Origin of the sequence: Actinoalloteichus hoggarensis, from assembly GCF_002234535.1 — a bacterium.
GTDB lineage: Bacteria > Actinomycetota > Actinomycetes > Mycobacteriales > Pseudonocardiaceae > Actinoalloteichus_A > Actinoalloteichus_A hoggarensis.
The window spans coordinates 2,606,169-2,625,477 of the sequence record NZ_CP022521.1 but is presented as its reverse complement, the minus strand read 5'-3'; the positions used below and the strand labels follow the sequence as shown (position 1 = coordinate 2,625,477).

The following is a 19,309-nucleotide window of genomic DNA, read 5'->3' as shown; positions in this document are numbered from 1 at the left end:
GGTGCCGATCAAGCCGGAAGCACTCTCGATCGATGGAACCCGATCGCGCGTTAAGATGATCATGATGGACGTACCGAGAACACCGAAGTCGCTGGCCAGACCGATGCGGGCAGGCCGGGGCGTCGTCCTGTCCGCGTCGCGCCGCCCGCGACGCCCCGGGCTCGGTACCCGACCGGACGGCGTGGCGATCGGCGCGAGTCCCGGCCGTCTCCCTCCTTACGAGAATCGGGCCGCCGGGGCTGCCCGGTCACCGGCGACGGTGCTCGAAATCGCTCGGAAGGCCGGGCGCGTCCGGTCGGCACCGCCCCGTCGTCCCGACCACCGGTCGGGCGCCCGCCGCACGACGGAGCCGGAATCGCGCCGTTCCGGGCGAGTCGGCCGGGTCGGACGGACCGGCCTCACTCGGCCCGCCGCCCTCGGGTCGCGGGATGCGGGGGCGACGGTCCCGACGGCCGGCCGGGAGGCACGTCGCGTCGTCACGGAGGCGATGTGCGGACGCCGACGGTCAGCGGCTCGACCGGATCCGAGAACCACCGTGAACCCGACGTCGACCGGGCTTCGATCGGTGCGCCGAGACGGCGCGCGCAGGACGGGCCGGCGCAGGTCGATCGACGCCGGAGCCGACCGACGTCGGGACCGGTCGACGCACGGGCCCGATTCCGGGGCACGCCGACCCCGAGTCGATCGATGAGGTGCCCGCCGACGCGGTGCCTGCCGACGCGGGGACCGACCGCGAGGCGTCGGCCACGGCATCGCGACCGAGGTCGACGGGCTCCATTCACCGGACTCGCCGCCGCGGAACCCGCCACCCCCGACTCGCGAAGCGTCCTGGAACCCTCAGCCGCCGGCCGGGGCCGACGCCAGCTCCGCCCGCAGCCCCCGCACGGCCTGCCGCAGCGCGGCCACGTCCGGGCCGTGCCGCAGGACGTCTCGCGAGCTCGTCGGCAGCACGCCCGGCAGGGCTGGGCCGAACAGCCGACGCAGGTCGGCCACCGTTCCGCCCTGCGCACCGAAACCGGGTGCCAGAACCGGCCCGTTGAGGCCGCTCAGATCGAGCTTGAGGCTCGGCAGGTTGCCCCCGACCACCAGACCCACGTCGCCCAGTCGGGGAGCCCCCACGTTGAGCTGGGCCGCGGCGTCGACCACCCGTTGCGCGACGCTGCGCGTCCCCTTCTCGTCGGACACCAGGGCGTCCTGCACCGACGCACCCTCCGGGTTGGAGGTCCTGGCGAGCACGAACACCCCTCGGCCGGTGGCCCGGGCGATCTCCAGCGCGGGCTCCAGTGAGCCGAAGCCCAGATAGGGCGACAGGGTCACCGCGTCCCCGGCCAGCGGGGAGCCCTCGGTCAGATAGGCCCTGGCGTAGGCGGTCATCGTCGAGCCGATGTCGCCGCGTTTGGCGTCCACCAGCACCAGGGTGCCCGCGGCCCGCGCGTCGGCGATCAACCGCTCCAGGACGGCCACTCCCCCGGAGCCGTGTGCCTCGAAGAGGGCCGACTGCGGCTTCAGCAGGGCGACCTCGCCCGCCAGCGCCGTCACGCAGGTCGCGGCGAAGCTCCGCAGGCCCGCCAGGTCGTCGGACAGTCCCCAGGCGGTGAGCAGCGCCGGGTGCGGGTCCACACCGACGCAGAGCGGGCCTCTGGCCGCCATCGCGGCGCTCAGCCGGTCGCCGAAGGTGGTGATCATTCGCGTCCCTTCCGCAGTGCCGCCTGGAGGTCCTGGAGGCTGCGTACGCCGATGTCGTCACGGATGGAGGCCTCGATGCCCTGCACCGCCGCGGCCGCGCCCTGCACCGTGGTCACGCACGGGATGTCCCTGGCCACGGCGGCCGTGCGGATCTCGTAGCCGTCGACCCGAGGTCCCGGGTTGCCGTAGGGCGTGTTGATCACCAGCTGAACGGTGCCCGCCCTGATCTCGTCGACGATGTTGCCCGGCCCCTCGAAGTGCTTGCGGGCGACCGTGCAGCGGATGCCGTTGCGACGCAGCATCTCCGCCGTCCCCGCGGTCGCCAGCACCTCGAAACCGAGATCGGCGAGTCGTTTCACCGGGAACACCATCGACCGCTTGTCGCGGTTGGCGACCGAGACGAACACCCGTCCCGAGGTCGGCAGCGAACCGTAGGAGGCGGCCTGAGACTTGGCGAAGGCCGGGCCGAACGCGACGTCGATGCCCATCACCTCGCCCGTGGACTTCATCTCCGGGCCGAGAAGCGAGTCGACGCCCTGCCCCTCCGGCGTGCGGAAACGGTGGAAGGGCAGCACCGCCTCCTTCACCGCGACCGGCGCGTCGGCGGGCAGCTCGCCGCCGTCGCCCTCGCGCGGCAGCATGCCCTCCGCACGAAGCTCGGCGATGGTGGCGCCGAGCATGATCCTGGCGGCGGCCTTCGCCAACGGCACACCCGTCGCCTTGGACACGAAGGGCACCGTCCGCGAGGCCCTCGGGTTGGCCTCCAGCACGTAGAGCACGTCGTCCTTGAGCGCGTACTGCACGTTGAGCAGCCCGCGCACCCCGATGCCCTTGGCGATCGCCTCGGTGTGCCTGCGGACCTGCTCCAGATCGGTGCGGCCCAGCGTGATCGGCGGCAGGGTGCAGGAGGAGTCGCCGGAGTGGATGCCCGCCTCCTCGATGTGCTCCATGACACCGCCGAGGTAGACGTCGACGCCGTCGCACAGGGCGTCGACGTCGATCTCGATCGCGTCGTCCAGGAAGCGGTCGACCAGCACCGGGTGCTCCGGCGTCACCTCGGTGGCCCTGGCGATGTAGTCGGCCAGCGTCGTCTCGTCGTACACGATCTCCATGCCCCGGCCGCCCAGGACGAACGACGGCCGCACCAGGACGGGGTAGCCGATCTCCTCGGCCACGCGCCGCGCTCCCTCGAAGGAGGTGGCGGTGCCGTACCTCGGGGCGGGCAGGCCCGCCGCGTCCAGCAGCTCGCCGAAGGCGCCGCGGTCCTCGGCGAGATCGATGGCCTCGGGCGCGGTGCCGACGACCGGCACGCCCGCCTCGGCGAGCCTGCGGGCCAGCCCCAGCGGTGTCTGGCCGCCGAGCTGGACCACGACGCCCACCACGGTGCCGGAGGCCTGCTCCGCGTGCACCACCTCCAGGACGTCCTCGAAGGTGAGCGGTTCGAAGTAGAGCCGGTCGGAGGTGTCGTAGTCGGTGGAGACGGTCTCCGGGTTGCAGTTGACCATCACGGTCTCCATGCCCGCCTCGCGCAGCGCCATCGCCGCGTGCACGCACGAGTAGTCGAACTCGATGCCCTGACCGATCCGGTTCGGCCCGGAGCCCAGGATGATCACCTTGGGCCGGTCGCGCTGCTCGGTGACCTCCGACTCGGCAGCCGGATCGACCTCATAGGCCGAGTAGTGATACGGGGTGCTCGCGGCGAACTCGGCGGCGCAGGTGTCGACGGTCTTGTAGACCGGTCGGACTCCGAGGCGGTGCCGCAGCGCCCGGACACCGTCCTCACCGGCCAGTTCGGGCCGCAGTGCGGCAAGCTGACGATCCGAGAACCCCGCCCGCTTCGCGGAGCGAAGCAGGCCCTCGTCGAGCACCGGAGCGTCGAGCACCTCTCGCCGCAGCTCCACCAGCGCCAGGATCTGATCGATGAACCACGGGTCGACACCGGAGACCTCGTGCACCTGCTCGACCGTGGCGCCCAGCCGCAGCGCCCGCTCGATCGTGTAGAGGCCGCCGTCGTGCGCGGAACGCAGGGCGGCGAGCGTCGACTCCAGGGTGGCCTCCGGCGCGTCCGGCCGGGTCCAGAAGCTCAGGGACTTCGTCTCCATGGAGCGCAGCGCCTTGCCGAGGGCCTCGCTGAAGCTGCGGCCCATCGACATGCCCTCGCCGACGCTCTTCATCGTCGTGGTCAACGTGGGGTCGGCGCCCGGGAACTTCTCGAAGGCGAACCGCGGCACCTTCACCACGACGTAGTCCAGGGTCGGCTCGAAGCTGGCGGGCGTCTCGCCGGTGATGTCGTTGCGGATCTCGTCGAGGGTGTAGCCCACGGCGAGCTTGGCGGCGATCTTGGCGATCGGGAAGCCGGTCGCCTTCGACGCCAGCGCGGAGGACCTCGAGACCCTCGGGTTCATCTCGATGACGACGAGCCTGCCGGTGCGCGGGTTGACCGCGAACTGGATGTTGCAGCCGCCCGTCTCCACGCCGACGGCCCGCAGCACCGCGATGCCCAGGTCACGCAGCTCCTGGTACTCCCGGTCGGTCAGCGTCATCGCGGGCGCGACGGTCACCGAGTCGCCGGTGTGCACGCCCATCGGATCGATGTTCTCGATGGAGCAGACGACCACCACGTTGTCGCGGTGATCGCGCATCAGCTCGAGTTCGTACTCCTTCCACCCGAGCACGCTCTCCTCGATGAGGACCTCGGTGACCGGGCTCTCGGCGAGGCCGGTGGAGGCGAGCCGCTCGAGCTCCTCGGTGGTGTGGGCCATGCCGGAGCCGAGACCGCCCATGGTGAAGCTGGGGCGGATCACCACCGGCAGACCCAGCTCGCCGACCGCCTCACGCACCTCCTCCATGGAACGGCACACCCGGCTGCCGGGCACCTCACCGCCCACCGAGCGGACGATGTCCTTGAAGAGCTGGCGATCCTCACCACGCTGGATCGCGTCGATGTCGGCACCGATCAGTTCGACCCCGTACCGCTCCAGCACCCCGCGTTCATGCAGGGCGACGGCCGTGTTCAACGCCGTCTGACCGCCGAGGGTCGCCAGCAGGGCGTCCGGTCGCTCCGCGGCGATCACCTTCTCGACGAACTCCGGGGTGATCGGCTCGATGTAGGTGGCGTCGGCGAACTCGGGGTCGGTCATGATCGTCGCCGGATTGGAGTTGACGAGGCTGACCCGCAGGCCCTCCTCACGGAGCACCCGACAGGCCTGGGTGCCGGAGTAGTCGAACTCGCAGGCCTGACCGATGACGATCGGCCCGGAGCCGATCACCATCACATGTCCTATGTCAGTCCGTTTCGGCATGAATTCCCTCACTCACCAGGCGACGGAATCCGTCGCGGAAGACTTGAACGCTCTTGGACACGGTGCACGCCCGCGGCGCCCACCGCCGCGGGCCGCGATTCGTCGGCGGGCGACCGCGAACAGCGGCGGCGCACCGAGTCGGCACGGTAGGCCGACGGCACGATCGCGTCGCCGACACCGGGGGACGGCGCCGACGCCTGCCGCGTCGCAGGCTCGACATCGCGGGAAGGGGCCCGACACGCCCCCGGGAGGCACCGTGGAGCGTCCCGGGGGCCCGTGGTCAACGTCTCGACACGGAGACGGAGCGGGTGGACATCAGGTCGACGAAGTCGTCGAACAGGCCGGCGGCGTCATGCGGACCCGCGGCGGCCTCGGGGTGGTACTGCACGCTGAAGGCCGGGGCGTCCACGCACCGCAGCCCCTCCACCGACCCGTCGTTGGGGCAGTGGTGGCTCACCATGGCGGCACCGAAGTCGGTGTCGAACCGGGCGCCGGGCTCCCCCGCCACCGCGAACCCGTGGTTCTGCGCGGTGATGGCCACTCGGCCGGTGACGGCGTCGACGACCGGGATGTTGATGCCTCGGTGCCCGTACGGGAGCTTGTAGGTGCCCAGGCCCAGGGCACGGCCGAGGATCTGGTTGCCGAAGCAGATGCCGAACAGCGGCAGCTCACGTTCCAACGCCGCCCTGGTCAGCGCCACCGGATGGTCCGCGGTGGCCGGGTCGCCCGGGCCGTTGGAGAGGAACATCCCGTCGGGCTCGATCGCGAGGACGTCCTCGAAGGACGAGCTCACCGGGAGGACGTGGACCTCGACGCCGAGCCGGGCCAGCATCCTGGGCGTGTTGGACTTGATGCCCAGGTCGACGGCGGCGACGGTGAACCGCCGCTCTCCGACCGCCGGAACGACGTACGGCGCCGCGGTGCTGACGTCGCCCGCCAGGTCGGCGCCCGTCATCGGCGCGGCCGCCCGAACCCTGGCCAGCAGTTCGTCGTCGGGGGCGAGGCCGGCTCCGGAGAACACGCCCGCCCGCATGGCACCGCGCTCGCGGATGTGTCGGGTGAGCGTGCGCGTGTCGACGTCGGCGATCCCGACGACGCCCTGACTGGCCAGCTCCTCGGCCAGCGTGCGGCGCGACCGCCAGTTGGAGGGCGACCGGCTGGGATCACGCACGACGTAGCCCGCCACCCAGATGCGGCCGGACTCGTCGTCCTCGTCGTTCCAGCCCGTGTTGCCGATCTGCGGCGCCGTCTGCACCACGATCTGCCGGTGGTACGAGGGATCGGTGAGCGTCTCCTGATAGCCGGTCATCCCGGTCGAGAAGACCACCTCACCGAGGCTCTCCCCCAAGCCGCCGTAGGCGCTGCCGACGAAGACGCGCCCGTCCTCCAGCACCAGCTTCGCCGGGGACCGTCCGCTCACCTGCCCGCCTCCGTCCTGTCCGGGGCCTGGGGCGCCGTGTCCGATGCGCCGTCGACCGCCTGCTCGGCTGCCGAGGCCGCGCCCTCGGGCGCCGCCTTCTCACTCAGCCGGGCGACCCACTTCTCGTAGTCGCTCTTGTCGTCCGCACGAAACGAGGTGTCCAGGTCGAAGTCGCCGTGCTGCCAGGTCAGCACGAGCAGACCGCCGCCGGGGACGACCTTGCCCGCGGACTTGCTGTCGATCCTGGCGGACCGCAGGGCGTGGGCGGGCAGCCACAGGGTGGTCGCGCCGTCCCGCTCGATCAGCACGCCCTCGTCGACCAGCCGCAGGGCGCCGGCCGAGCGGTGACCGAAGTCACCCGCGACGATCCGAGCCTGCCAGTTCTCCGCCGAGGTGGTGCCGATGTAGACCCCGGTGAGCGCGGGGAGCACGTCGGGCGCGTCGAGCAGCTCGGGCGCGGGCTGCGGCAGCGCGGGCAGCACGCCCGCCTGGTCGGCGGCCCGTCGGTGCCAACCACGCCACATGCCCCAAGCGCAGAGTGCGAAGAACGCCACAAAGGCCAGTGTCAACAGGAGTCGATCCACCGGAGCACCTTCCCGTCCCGCGCGGTGAAACGCCCGCGCAACATAGTCGCCACCACCCGAGCGGGCAGCCGCATCCCCTCGAAGGGGGTGTTGTCGGCCAGACTGGCCGACTCCGCGCCGCGCACCGTCCAGTGCGCCGCCGGATCGATCAGGACGAGCGAGGCCGGCTCCCCCACGGCGATCGGTCTGCCGTGGTCGGGCAGGCCGACCAGTTCGGCCGGACGCTCGCTCATCACCCTGGCGACGCCGCGCCAGTCCAGCAGCCCGGTGTTCACCATGGTCTCGACCACGACGGACAGCGCGGTCTCCAGACCCAGCATGCCTGGTCGGGCCGCGGCCCACTCACAGTCCTTGTCCTGCGGGGCGTGCGGGGCGTGGTCCGTGGCGACACAGTCGATGACGCCGTCGGCGAGGGCCGCTCGCAGGGCCAGGGTGTCCGCCTCGGTACGCAGCGGCGGATTGACCTTGTTCACCGGATCGTAGGTGGTCAGCCGCTCGTCGGTGAGCAGCAGGTGATGCGGTGTCACCTCGGCGGACACCCGACCGGGACGGCCGCCGGGCGCCTGGGAGGGGAGCGCGGCCAGCGGCCCGGCCGCCCAGCGCAGCACCTCGACGGTGCCCGCCGTGGAGACATGGCACACGTGCAGGCGGCCCCCGGTGCGATGGGCCAGGAGACAGTCGCGCGCCACGATCGACTCCTCGGCAGCCGCGGGCCAGCCCGCGAGACCCAGCAACGCGGCCCGCTCCCCCTCGTGTGCCTGGGCGCCGACGGTCAGTCTGGGCTCCTCGGCATGCTGGGCGATCACCGCGCCAAGGGCCGAGGAGTACTCCAGCGCACGACGCATCAGCAGCGGATCGTCGACGCACACTCCGTCGTCGGAGAACATCCTGACTCGCGCAGCCGAACGGGCCATGCCGCCCAGCTCGGCGAGCCGCTCGCCCGCCAGGCCCACCGTGACGGCGCCGACCGGATGGACGTCGACGAGGCCGACCTCCCGGCCACGCCGCCAGACGTGCTCGACCAGTACCGCGTTGTCGGCCACCGGGTCGGTGTTGGCCATGGCGAACACGGCGGTGTAACCACCGAGGGCGGCCGAGGCCGAACCGGTGTCGATGGTCTCGGCGTCCTCGCGTCCCGGCTCTCGCAGGTGGGTGTGCAGGTCGACGAAGCCAGGCAGCGCGACGAGTCCCGTCGCGTCGACCACCTCGGCCCGCCCCGCGTCGACGGCGGTGTCGAGGGCCGCGATACGACCGTCCGCCACGAGCAGGTCGACGGGCTCGCCCTCTCCGTAAGGCCGCACGCCCCGCAGCAGCACGGACGACGACTCGCTCTCGGTCGAGGTCATCACTCGGCCTCCTCTCCGGCCAGGAGGTGGTACAGAACGGCCATACGCAGGTGAACCCCGTTGCGCACCTGATCGGTGACCAGCGCGCGTTCGGAGTCCGCGACGGTGGAGCCGATCTCCATGCCGCGCAGCATGGGCCCCGGATGCAGCACGGGAGCGTGCTCGGGGAGCAGGTCCAGTCGCCGCTGGTTCAGGCCGTAGCCCACGGCGTACTCACGGGCGGTGGGGAAGAAGCCGCCGTGCATGCGTTCCGCCTGAACACGCAGCATCATCACGGCGTCGACGCCGCCGAGCACGGCGTCGAGGTCGTGGCTGACCTCCACCGGCCACGACCCGACCCCGCTGGGCAGCAGGGTCGGCGGGGCGACCAGCACGACGCGCGCCCCCAGCAGGGTGAGGAGCAGCACGTTCGACCGTGCGACGCGGCTGTGCAGGACGTCGCCCACCACCGCGACGCGCCGACCGGCGAGGTCGCCCAGTCGTTGCCGAAGGGTCTGGGCGTCGAGCAGGGCCTGCGTGGGGTGCTCGTGCGTGCCGTCCCCGGCGTTGACCACCGCCACCCCGGTGTCGGCCAGCCACCGGGCCAGCCGGTGCGCCGCACCGGAGGCGGGGTGCCGGACGACCACGCAGTCCGCACCGGCGGCGGCCAGGGTGAGCGCGGTGTCGCGCAGCGACTCGCCCTTGCCCACCGACGAGGCACCGATGGAGACATTGATCACATCGGCGCTCATCCACTTGCCCGCGATCTCGAAGGAGACCCGGGTGCGGGTGGAGTTCTCGTAGAACACCGTGACGACGGTCCGCCCCCGCAGGGTCGGCAGTTTGCGCACCTGCCTGCCGAGCAGCGTCTGCTCCAGCCGGTCGGCGGTGTCGAGCAGGGCGTTCGCCGCCTGCGCGTCGAGGTCGGCGATGGAGAGCAGGTGTCTCATCGAGTGTCTCCGGCCGCTTCGTCGCCGGAGGGGCCGTCGCCGACCGGGTCCGCCGTGTCCGAGGAGCGCGGGTCCGGGCGACGCAGCAGCACCGCGTCCGCACCGTCGAGTTCGGCGAGTCGGACCGAGACCTCCTCGCTGCGCGCCGTCGGCACGTTCTTGCCCACGTAGTCGGCGCGGATCGGCAGCTCGCGGTGGCCTCGGTCGATGAGGACGGCCAGCTGGACGGCCGCGGGCCTGCCGTGGTCGCGCAGGGCGTCGAGTGCGGCACGCACGGTCCGACCGGAGAACAGGACGTCGTCGACGAGCACCACCAGCGCGTCGTCGAGACCGCCTGCGGGGAGGCTGGTCGGCTCCAACGGGCGGGCCGGCCGACGGCGAAGATCGTCTCGGTAGAGGGTGACGTCCACCGTTCCCGTGGGAATCGTCACACCGGTGAATTCGGCGATCTTGGCACTCAACCGCCTGGCCAGCGGGGCGCCCCGGGTCGGGATGCCCAGCAGGACGACATGCGGGGCGTCGGGCGCGTCCAACGCGGTCTTCTCGATGATCTGATGGGCCATCCTGGCGATGGTGCGTGCGACATCGGCCTCGACGAGCAGCTCACGCTCGCCGGAGCCCGCCGCACCCGCTCGTGCTGAGCGTGGCGCCACGGTCTGGACCTCCTTCCCCGCCTCGCTGGACGGGTCGTTAAAGGACGTCGGGGTCCGAGGGTCTCGGACGGCTCGGACGGTAGCAGTGTGCGATTGTCAATCTTCCGGGTGGTGTCAGAAACTCGCCCGGCTGTAGCAGTCTCACCGGCTTGACCTGGTGACGACGGCAAGCGAACATTACTCTGCGTATTGATCTGGGCATTCCCGCAGACCTGTCTAGAGGCTGACGGGGCGAACGAAACGGAGAACCGCCACATGGGCGACTACGCCAAGGCGCTGGGCGCCAAGCTCCGCGCGATCCGCCAGCAACAAGGGCTGTCGCTGCATGGGGTCGAGCAGAAGTCAGGCGGCCGGTGGAAGGCCGTCGTCGTCGGTTCGTACGAACGCGGCGACCGGGCGGTCACCGTCCAGAAGCTCGCTGAACTGGCCGACTTCTACGGCGTGCCCGTGGCGGAACTGCTTCCGGAGGGCAGGGTGCCGTCCGGTGCGGAGCCCGCCACGAAGATCGTGATCAATCTGGAACGTCTGCAACAGCTGCCAGCGGAGAAGGTCGGTCCGCTGGCTCGCTATGCGGCCACCATCCAGAGCCAACGAGGCGACTACAACGGCAAGGTGCTCTCGATCAGGACCGAAGACCTTCGGTCGCTCGCGATCATCTATGACATGTCGCCGGGGGAGCTCACCGAGCAGCTCATCGACTGGGGGGTCCTTCCTCCTGAGGCGCGACCCGCCAAGGAGGAGTGAGCTGCACGTCCGCTGAAAGGCGTCTCGGGCGCCGTCATGTGCGACATGACGGCGCCCCGAGGCGTCAGCTCGCCGCACGCAGCCGATCGGCGATCTTGGCCAGTCGGTCGAGGATGCCGTTGACGAACCGCGGCGAGTTGTCCGTGGACAACGTCTTCGCCAGTTCCACGGCCTCGTCGATGGCGACCTTGTCGTCCACCTCGTCCGACCACAGCAGCTCGAACAGGCCCAGCCGGAGGACGGCCCGGTCCACCGGGGGCATCCTGGCCAGGGTCCAGCCCTCCGCGTACTCCGAGATCAGCTCGTCGATCCGCTGCCGATGCTCGGTGACCCCCTCGACGAGGGTGACCGTGTACTCGTTGACCGGGGCCAGCTCCGGCACGCCCACCCGCTCGGCGAGCAGGGTGATCGGGTCCACAGAACGGACGTCGGCCTCATAGAGCAGGTCGACCGCGCGCTTGCGGGCTTTGCTGCGCGAACCCATTACGAGTTCACGCGGCCCAGGTAGCGCCCGTCGCGAGTGTCGACCTTGACCTTGTCGCCGCTGTTGAGGAACAGGGGGACGCTGATCTCGGCGCCGGTCTCCAGCTCGGCGGGCTTGGTGCCGCCGGTGGAGCGGTCGCCCTGCAGACCCGGGTCGGTGTGCTTCACGACGAGTTCCACCGAGGCGGGCAGCTCCACGTAGAGCGCGACGCCCTCGTGCACCGCCACGACCACGGTCTGGTTCTCCAGCATGAACTTGGCCGCGTCGCCGACGGTCTCGCCGGGCACCGGAAGCTGCTCGTAGGTCTCGCTGTCCATGAACACGTAATCGCGCCCGTCGAGATAGAGATAGGTCATCTCGCGCTTGTCGACGTTGGCCGTCTCGACCTTCACGCCCGCGTTGAAGGTCTTGTCCACGACCTTGCCGGAGAGCACGTTCTTCAGCGTGGTGCGCACGAAGGCGCCGCCCTTGCCTGGCTTGACGTGCTGGAACGACACGACGGTCCAGAGCTGGCCGTCGAGGTTGAGAACCAGTCCGTTCTTGAGGTCGTTGGTGGTCGCCACTGTGGTGGTCTCTCCTGGTGTCGAGTGGGCCCGAGGAGACGGGCCGGTGCAGGGACGGGCCGCGGCCGCTCTGCGACGGCTGCGGCGGTGCGACGCGAACTACGTCAGACGACCACGAGTTCCTTCGTAGTCAGAGTGAGGAGCTCCGGCTCGCCGTCACGAACGACGAGGGTGTCCTCGATGCGGACGCCACCCCGACCGGACAGGTACACGCCGGGCTCGACGGTGACGGCCATACCGGCGATCAGTCTACCGTCACCTGCCTTGGACAGGCTCGGAGCCTCATGGACCTCCAGGCCGACGCCGTGACCGAGACCATGCAGGAAGTCCTCGCCATGGCCTGCGGCCTCGATGACCTTACGCGCGGCGGCGTCGACCTCACGTACCTCCACGTCGACGGCCAACGCGCCCCGACCCGCCGCCTGCGAGAGCCTGACCAGCTCATACAGCTCCTGCTGCCAGTCGGCAGGCTGGCCGAGCACCATCGTGCGCGTCATGTCCGAGTGATAGCCGTCGACGAGCGCGCCGAAGTCGATCTTGATGAGGTCGCCTGCCCGAAGCGCCTTCTCGGTCGGCCGGTGATGCGGTACGGCGGAGTTCGCGCCGGCGGCGACGATCGTCTCGAACGACGGCCCGGAGGCGCCGTTGTCGCGCATCCGCGCCTCGAGGTCACGTGCCACCTCGATCTCGGTGCGCCCGGCCCGCAGCCCGTCGGCGGCCAGCAGCTCAGCCAATGCCCGGTCGGCCGCGGCGCAGGCCATCCGCAGAGCCTCGACCTCCTCGTCGTCCTTGATCAGCCGCAGCTGTTCCACCAGACCCGGGCTCCGCACCAGGTCGACGCCCTCGGCGGCGCCCGCCAGGACGTCGAGCGCGTCGACGGTCACCTTGTGACTCTCGAAGCCGGTGCGGCGATGCGCTGCGGCCTCGGAGCCCGACCGCGCGGCCAGCGCGGTGGCGGAGGCTCGCTCGATCACGCGCTCCAGGTCGGGAACCTGCGCACCGGCCTGGGTGAGGTAGCGCCCGTCGGTGCAGAACGTGGTGCGCGTCTCGGCGATCGGGGTGTCCTCGGCATGCACCAGCAGCGCGGCGTTGGACCCGGTGAACCCGGTGAGGTAACGGACGTTGAGCAGGTCGGTCACCAGCATCGCGTCCAGGTTCGCGGTGCGGAGCAGGGTACGCAGCGCCTCGCGGCGGCGAGAGTGGGTTTCGGGCATGGCAGGCAGCATAAGAGGCCTCGGGGCCGCAGGACGGCGTCTCGGCTGCCTCGACACTCGAGCGCACGCGGCGACTCGGAGCGATTACGCCGTTCGGCGCAGCGGATCGGCCGCTGAGCGGATGCCCCACCGGCGAGATCGGATCGTAACCTGGTGATGTCTGGGAGCGCTCACAGCCATCGAGATCGGGCCCGTGCACCACCGACGTGACCCGTGCACCACCGACGACGAGGAGAGAGCATGACCAGCAGGACCCTGGTCGGCGCGACACTGAGCGCGCTGTTGACCGCGGCGGCGATCGGCGGCATCGCGCCCTCGGCCGCCGCGCAGCAGGCCGACGACACCTTCTACGTCAACCCGACGACCAATGCCGCGCAGTGGGTGGCGGCGAACCCCGGCGACGGGCGCGCCGCCGTGATCGGCGAGCGCATCGCCTCCGTCCCCCAGGCCCAGTGGTTCACCCAGCACAACCCGGCTGCCGTCACCGCCCAGGTCGACGAGCTCGTCGGCGCGGCCCAGGCCGCGGGGCAGACGCCGATCATGGTCGTCTACAACATCCCCAACCGGGACTGCAGCAATCACAGCGGCGGCGGCGCGCCCGACCACGCCGCCTACCGGGCGTGGGTCGACCGCGTCGCCGAGGGGCTCGACGGCCGCCCCGCGACGATCGTCGTCGAGCCTGACGTGCTGGCGCTGATGGACTCCTGCATGAACGAGGCCGAACAGGCCGAGGTCACCGCGTCGATCCGTCACACGGTCGCCACGCTCACCTCGGGCTCCGCGCAGGCCGACGTCTATCTCGACGCCTCCCACTCGGCATGGCACCCACCCGCCGAGATGGCCGCCCGGCTCACCGCGGCGGGGATCGCCGACGGAGCGGCGGGCATCGCGACGAACGTGTCGAACTACCGCTGGACGGCCGACGAGACGGCCTACGCCAAGGCGGTGCTGGCGGCCACCGGCGTGCCCGGACTCGGCGCGGTGATCGACACCAGCCGTAACGGCAACGGACCGGCGGGCTCGGAGTGGTGCGATCCGGCAGGCCGGGCCATCGGGACGCCGAGCACCACCGACACCGGCGATGCGACCATCGACGCCTTCCTGTGGGTCAAGCTGCCCGGCGAGGCCGACGGCTGCGCGGCACCCGCGGGCCAGTTCGTGCCGCAGCTGGCCTACGACCTCGCGATGGCGGCGGGACCGGCCGGGCACTGACCCGGTGACGGCTTCGCGGCACCACGAGTGCGGGCGGGAGCATGAGCGAGCGGGCGCGAGTGGGCGGGCGCGGATCAACAGGCACGGACTGACGGACACGGTCCCACGGGCACGGACGGCCGGGGGCGGTCGAACCCGCCGGGTGCGGGCGAGCACGGTCCCCGCTGCCGCCGCTCGAACGCCGCCTCGGCTCGCGGCCGCCGCCGCGGCGGCAGGCAGGCGGTAGGCGGTCGTCGTCCGCCGCCGACCCGGCCCTACGTTCGACGGTCCTGGCGGACGAAGCCGTCGCGGACCGTCGGGCTCGGACGGTCGGATCGCGGGGTCCGGGCAGGCGAGGGCCCCGCGATCAGGCCGAGGGTCCGTGTCCCGACGAGCGTCGGAGACAGACGACGGACACGCCCGCCTGCACACCTGCGGGGACCGTCGCGAGGCGGCCTCGCCACGACGCGGCCGCGGCTCCGCCTTCCCCTCCCGGGCCCGACGAGCGGGGCCGGCGGAAGACGACCGGACTCCGCGACGCCCGCCGGGTTCGAGATCGGCATTCGCCGCGGGTTCCGCCGCGGCGCGGCGGTGCTCGGCGGGCGCGGGCGTGGACCGGCATGTCACCGCCGAGGCACATCACCGCACCGCACGTCGCCGTCCCCCACGACGTACGACGTACCGAGCGGCGATCGAGGGCGGACCCCCGGAGATCGCAGCGTGCATGCCGCCCCGACCGACGGCGCAGACCCTGCCGGCGGCGAAGGAACGCTCAGCGCTCAGCTCGTCCGCGTCGTCGACCGCGCCCGATCGGCGCGGTCGCGGAAGCCGCGTTGGGCGCGCTCCGCCGTGCCCCGGCGTGCCTGCCGCTAGGCCTGCTCGCCCCGCGTCGCAGGTCGCGCACGTGGTCGTGGGCCGCCCACTCCTGGGGAGTGATCCGCGTGATCCGAGAGCCGTTCAGCTCCGCGACCTCCTGATCGCCCACCACCCAGAGCCGGTCGCCCGTCACCAGCCCGACCGGCTCGTCCTCGGCCTGCACCGCGGGAAGGCCCGCGGTGAGTTCGGCGACGATCGGCAGCTCCTCCACGGCGGGGACCCGCTCCTCCAGGACGCCGACGGCGAGCCTCTCGGCCACCGAGCGTCGCTCGACGCGGATGCGCTCCCCGCCGAACACCAGATCCATCGTCCGATCCGACGCGGGCACCGCGAAGCCGTTCAACACGCTCGCCGCGCGCCGGGCGTCTCGGCAGCCGTCGGCGTCCACCACGTCGAGGCCGAAATGCGCGATACCGGTCGGCGCGGTGACCTCCGTGGTCGCCCGCAGCACGTCGAAGGGGACCCGACCGCAGGGGTCCGCCCGCGACACCGGAGCGTGCCCGCCGCCCTCCCGGACCAGACCCGGCCCCTCGCGCCAGGGCCCCTCCACGACGAGCCGCTCGTAGGGACTGCCCCGGAACTCGCGGTCCCAGAAGGTCAGGCTGGTCCCCGAGTCGGTCTGATGCGCGATCACGAAGCTCTGCAGGGCGTCCACCCACATCAGATCGGCGCTGAAGGCGTCCACGACCGAGAAGGAACGGGTGTCCTCGGTCGAGGCGGCGGGCACGAAGCCCGCGTCCGTGAGCGTCTGCAGCCCGTCCGTGAACAGCGGGTCCCTCGCCCGCAGCACGAACTGGCCCGCGCCGTTCCACCCCGCCGCCGCACCGGTCGTGTCGGTGAACATCAGGTAGAACCAGTCGTCCAGGTAGACCGCCGCGGGCTGGCCCGCGCCGTAGGTGTTGTCCCGCGTCACGTCGTAGGACGCGCTGACCACCGGTTTGCCGTCACCCAGCCTCGACCACGTGATCCCGTCGGAGCTGTGCGCGACGCCGACGCCGTTGCCGTCGTTGTGGTCGCCCGCCGCACCCGTGTAGTAGAGGTAGTAGGAGTCCTCGACCTTGAGCACGGACGGGTCGCAGGTGTGCATGCCGTCGAAGGCGCCCGGCAGCCCGGTGAAGACGGCCTCGGCGGGCGATCCCGTGGAGGTCGCATAAGGCCCGCCCGGCTCGGCCGCCTCGGCGTAGAGCACGTCGTCGCCGGGCGGGCCGACGCCCGGGAGCTGGCTGCACCACCAGGCTCGATACCGACCGTCGTCGAGCAGCACGGTCGGCCCGTAGTTGTAGGGGGCCCGGTGGTCGCCCGCGAGGACCGGCGTGGGGCTCCCCCTGACTCCGTCGACGGCGAGCCGCACCGGTTCGGCCGACTCGGCGGGCTCCGTCGAGTCGGCGTCCGGGTCGCCGCCGCTGAACCAGCCGTCCGACCGCTCCGCGGCACCGTCCCGATCGGCGCCCTGCGCACCGGTGCAGCCGGCGAGCACCACGAGGGCCAAGAGCAACGTCGAGACGCGCGGTACGACCGAAGCTGCTGCCGAACGCCCGCCGACCGGTGAACCACGCACCGTAGGCTGACCTCCCCGTGAGGGCATCGTGATCGATGCCGTGCAGGCCCGAGAACGGAGCGCCGGGCACCAGACAGTGTAGAGATCAACGACCGAGCGGATGCAGTCGCTCCACCGTCGGAGTGACGCCGCCGGTCGACGGCGGCAGCACCGCGGGAGGCTACCGCGCGGTGCGCCCGGGATCGACCACCAACTCGACCTCGACGCCGTCGGGGTCCTCCAGATAGGCGGCGAGGTGCATCGGGCCGCCCGCGTAGGGATGCACCTCGGGGAACAGCAGCCGCCAGCCCCGCGTCCCGGCCCGCTCGGCGAGACGATGCATCTCCTCGGCGTCCGGCACCCGCAGCGCGAGGTGATTCATTCCGGGGCGGAGACGATCGTGGCCGCCCGGCCGGACGGCGGGCGAGTGCTCGGCGATCAGGTGGGTGCCGCCGTGGCGCCAGCTGATCCCGCGCGACCAGCGCTGGTACTCGACCCAGCCCAGCTCGCCGAGCAGCCAACCCAGGCTGTGCCGCGCACGGTCGAGATCCTCGACCCACACCTCCAGGTGAGCAGGCCCGCGGGCGGCGCCCGGCACACCGCCACCGTGAGGTCGACCCCGTCGGAGAGCCTGCGTCCCACCTCGACGAAGCCCAGCCGTCGGGCCGGCCGCGCGCCCGCGAGGTCGTCCGGCACGCGCAGGGACCACACCGACGGCAGTTCCGGCCGATGGAACGCATGTCGCAGCACCGCCGACGCGGCCTCGGTCGCGATGCCTCGCCCCCGAGGCTCTCCGGCCGGCAGCCACCCGATCTCGGGCAGCCCGTCGGGCAGCGTCGATGAGGGACGCAGGCTGCTGAGCCCCGCCGGTCTGCCCGCAGACGACCCAGTCACCCATTCCCACCGGGGCCGAGCATTCGATCCGTTCTCGCAGCAGCCGGCGCACCGAATCCTCGTCGCCGGAGCTTACCTGCGGTGCCGATCGAAGCTCGGTTCCGGCGAGGAGCGGGGCGAGCATCGTCACGCCCACTCGGACAGCGGAAGCAGCGTCAGCCGCTCGGTGCGCAGTTCGACCATCGCCCGAGCCTCAGCTCGCCGCGTGCTCGGCCAGCCAGCGCAGCGCGAGCGGGTATCCGGAGACGCCGAGGCCGACGATCACGCCGTCCGCCAGCGCCGACAGGTGACTGTGCGCACGGAACGCCTCCCTGCGGTGCACGTTCGAGATGTGCACCTCCACCCACGGCGCGGCCAGTTGAGCACAGGCGTCGCGGACGGCGATGGAGTAGTGCGTCCAGGCCGCCGCGTTGAGCACCACCGGAGTGTTCGCGTCGGCGGCCTCGTGCAGCCAGCCGATCATCTCCCCCTCGTGGTCGGTCTGACGAACGGTCACCTGGAGGCCGAGTTCGGCGCCGGTCCGCTCGCACAGGGCGACGAGCTCGGCGTAGGTGGTGGAGCCGTACACCCCGGGCTCACGAAGGCCGAGCCTGCCGAGGTTGGGGCCGTTGAGGACCAGCACGTTCACAGCAGGATGCTCCCGCCCGACCGCGTCGGCTCCCCGCTGATCGCCGAGTAGGCGGCGGCGAGCAGCGAGGGGTCGGGGCCCTCAAGCCGTCCCGGCCTGCCGATGCCGTCCAAGACCACGAACCGCAGCACCCCCGACCGCGTCTTCTTGTCCCGGCGCATCGTCTCGACCAGCGTGGCGAGCGCGTCCGGGTCATAGCTGACCGGCAGGCTCAACGCGGAGAGCACGTCGCGGTGCCTGGTCACGTCGGCATCGCTGAGCCTGCCCGCCAGCCGGGCCAACTCGGCGGCGAACATCATGCCGACCGAGACCGCCGCGCCGTGGCGCCAGCGGTAGCGCTCGCGACGCTCGACGGCGTGGCCCAGGGTGTGTCCGTAGTTCAGGATCTCCCGGAGACTCGACTCGCGCAGATCGGCCGACACGACGTCGGCCTTCACCTGGATCGCCCTGCGCACCAGCTCGGCCAGGACCGGACCCGCCGGATCGGTTGCGGCGTCGGCGTCCCGCTCGACGAGGTCGAGGATCACCGGATCCGCGATGAAGCCCGCCTTGACGACCTCCGCCATTCCCGCGAGCAGTTCGTTGCGCGGCAGGCTCTCCAGTGTCGCGAGATCCACCAGGACCGCGGCGGGCTCGTGGAAGACCCCGACCAGGTTCTTGCCCGCCTCGGTGTTGATGCCGGTCTTGCCGCCGACGGCCGCGTCGACCATCGCCAGCAGCGTGGACGGCACGTGCACCACCCGGACGCCCCGCATCCACGTCGCGGCGACGAAGCCGGCGAGATCGGTCACCGCACCGCCGCCGACGGACACGACGACCCCGTTGCGGTCCATGCCGATCTTGCCGAGCACCTCCCAGCAGAACCCGGCCACCGCGAGGCTCTTGCCGTCCTCCGCGTCGGGGACCTCCACGCGATGCGCGTCGAGCCCCGCCGCGACGAGTTCGTCCCGCAGCGATTCGGCGGTGGCGGTCAGGGTCGGCTGGTGCACGATCGCCACCGACGACGCGGACCGCAGCGTCTCCACGAGTTCGCCGAGCAGGCCGGTGCCGATCACCACCTCGTAGGGACGCTCGGTGGCGACGCGAATCCGGATCGGATCTGACATTGCGCTCCTCAGCACGTGGTCTCGAACAGCGGGACCCGCGGACGACGCGAACCGAGCCGCACGAACCCGCGGGCCGGGCCGCCTCGCGGCAGGACCCCACGGGGACCCGGGTGCACAGGCTGGTGGTCTCGTCGGGCGTCTGGTGTCCCCGG

The 19,309-nt window shown here is 71.7% G+C and carries 16 protein-coding genes and 1 pseudogene; 2 read left to right on the top strand and 15 right to left on the bottom strand.

Annotation, left to right across the window (positions count from 1 at the left end; genetic code table 11):
- Window positions 1–837: 837 nt before the first annotated feature.
- From pyrF to pyrR, 7 genes are all read right to left on the bottom strand, one after another.
- Window positions 838–1,686, bottom strand: a complete 849-nt coding sequence (gene pyrF, locus AHOG_RS11560) for an orotidine-5'-phosphate decarboxylase (RefSeq protein WP_093941363.1) — start codon at window positions 1,684–1,686, stop codon at window positions 838–840.
- On the bottom strand, window positions 1,683–4,988 hold the full coding sequence (gene carB / locus AHOG_RS11555) for a carbamoyl-phosphate synthase large subunit (RefSeq protein WP_093941362.1): 3,306 nt from the start codon (window positions 4,986–4,988) through the stop codon (window positions 1,683–1,685). Before carB ends, pyrF begins: the two co-directional genes overlap by 4 nt.
- A gap of 280 nt (window positions 4,989–5,268) precedes the next feature.
- Window positions 5,269–6,408, bottom strand: a complete 1,140-nt coding sequence (carA, locus tag AHOG_RS11550; protein ID WP_093941361.1) for a glutamine-hydrolyzing carbamoyl-phosphate synthase small subunit — start codon at window positions 6,406–6,408, stop codon at window positions 5,269–5,271.
- Window positions 6,405–6,992, bottom strand: coding sequence for a PH-like domain-containing protein (locus tag AHOG_RS11545; protein WP_221438362.1), 588 nt, complete (start codon window positions 6,990–6,992; stop codon window positions 6,405–6,407). Before AHOG_RS11545 ends, carA begins: the two co-directional genes overlap by 4 nt.
- On the bottom strand, window positions 6,974–8,338 hold the full coding sequence (locus AHOG_RS11540) for a dihydroorotase (protein WP_093941360.1): 1,365 nt from the start codon (window positions 8,336–8,338) through the stop codon (window positions 6,974–6,976). Before AHOG_RS11540 ends, AHOG_RS11545 begins: the two co-directional genes overlap by 19 nt.
- Window positions 8,338–9,267 carry an aspartate carbamoyltransferase catalytic subunit gene (locus tag AHOG_RS11535; protein ID WP_093941359.1) on the bottom strand — a complete coding sequence of 310 codons (930 nt, stop codon included), beginning with the start codon at window positions 9,265–9,267 and terminating at the stop codon, window positions 8,338–8,340. Before AHOG_RS11535 ends, AHOG_RS11540 begins: the two co-directional genes overlap by 1 nt.
- The gene (gene pyrR, locus AHOG_RS11530) at window positions 9,264–9,920 is read right to left on the bottom strand and encodes a bifunctional pyr operon transcriptional regulator/uracil phosphoribosyltransferase PyrR (protein WP_093941358.1); all 657 of its coding nucleotides are present in this window, start codon (window positions 9,918–9,920) and stop codon (window positions 9,264–9,266) included. Before pyrR ends, AHOG_RS11535 begins: the two co-directional genes overlap by 4 nt.
- A 255-nt stretch (window positions 9,921–10,175) precedes the next feature.
- Here pyrR and bldD point away from each other — a divergent pair, with 255 nt between their 5' ends.
- On the top strand, window positions 10,176–10,664 hold the full coding sequence (gene bldD, locus AHOG_RS11525) for a transcriptional regulator BldD (protein ID WP_069848742.1): 489 nt from the start codon (window positions 10,176–10,178) through the stop codon (window positions 10,662–10,664).
- Window positions 10,665–10,728: 64 nt separating this feature from the next.
- Here bldD and nusB read toward each other — a convergent pair whose 3' ends face one another.
- The 3 genes from nusB to AHOG_RS11510 form a co-directional block, all read right to left on the bottom strand.
- Window positions 10,729–11,148: a transcription antitermination factor NusB gene (gene nusB, locus AHOG_RS11520; RefSeq protein ID WP_093941357.1), complete on the bottom strand. Its 420-nt coding sequence runs from the start codon at window positions 11,146–11,148 to the stop codon at window positions 10,729–10,731.
- Window positions 11,148–11,711 carry an elongation factor P gene (efp, locus tag AHOG_RS11515; protein WP_093941356.1) on the bottom strand — a complete coding sequence of 188 codons (564 nt, stop codon included), beginning with the start codon at window positions 11,709–11,711 and terminating at the stop codon, window positions 11,148–11,150. Before efp ends, nusB begins: the two co-directional genes overlap by 1 nt.
- A gap of 104 nt (window positions 11,712–11,815) precedes the next feature.
- Entirely contained in the window at window positions 11,816–12,925 is a 1,110-nt protein-coding gene (locus AHOG_RS11510) for a M24 family metallopeptidase (RefSeq protein ID WP_093944371.1), read from the bottom strand.
- 240 nt (window positions 12,926–13,165) lie between these two features.
- On the opposite strand from AHOG_RS11510, the gene AHOG_RS11505 reads away from it, so the two are divergent.
- A complete protein-coding gene (locus tag AHOG_RS11505) occupies window positions 13,166–14,137 on the top strand; it encodes a glycoside hydrolase family 6 protein (RefSeq protein WP_093941355.1) in 972 nt (323 codons plus the stop codon).
- Between the two features lie 751 nt (window positions 14,138–14,888).
- On the opposite strand, the gene AHOG_RS11500 is transcribed toward AHOG_RS11505, so the two are convergent.
- The 5 genes and pseudogenes from AHOG_RS11500 to aroB all read right to left on the bottom strand — a co-directional run bounded on the left by AHOG_RS11500 (window position 14,889) and on the right by aroB (window position 19,157).
- A complete protein-coding gene (locus AHOG_RS11500) occupies window positions 14,889–16,577 on the bottom strand; it encodes a glycoside hydrolase family protein (protein WP_376700028.1) in 1,689 nt (562 codons plus the stop codon).
- A gap of 133 nt (window positions 16,578–16,710) precedes the next feature.
- Complete coding sequence (locus tag AHOG_RS29325; RefSeq protein ID WP_157736769.1) at window positions 16,711–17,127, bottom strand: VOC family protein; 417 nt, start codon at window positions 17,125–17,127, stop codon at window positions 16,711–16,713.
- 59 nt (window positions 17,128–17,186) lie between these two features.
- Window positions 17,187–17,480 (bottom strand): annotated as a pseudogene (locus AHOG_RS30485) (GNAT family N-acetyltransferase); the annotation flags it as partial.
- Between the two features lie 136 nt (window positions 17,481–17,616).
- Entirely contained in the window at window positions 17,617–18,051 is a 435-nt protein-coding gene (gene aroQ / locus AHOG_RS11485; protein ID WP_093941353.1) for a type II 3-dehydroquinate dehydratase, read from the bottom strand.
- Window positions 18,048–19,157 carry a 3-dehydroquinate synthase gene (gene aroB / locus AHOG_RS11480; protein ID WP_093941352.1) on the bottom strand — a complete coding sequence of 370 codons (1,110 nt, stop codon included), beginning with the start codon at window positions 19,155–19,157 and terminating at the stop codon, window positions 18,048–18,050. Before aroB ends, aroQ begins: the two co-directional genes overlap by 4 nt.
- Window positions 19,158–19,309 lie beyond the last annotated feature (152 nt).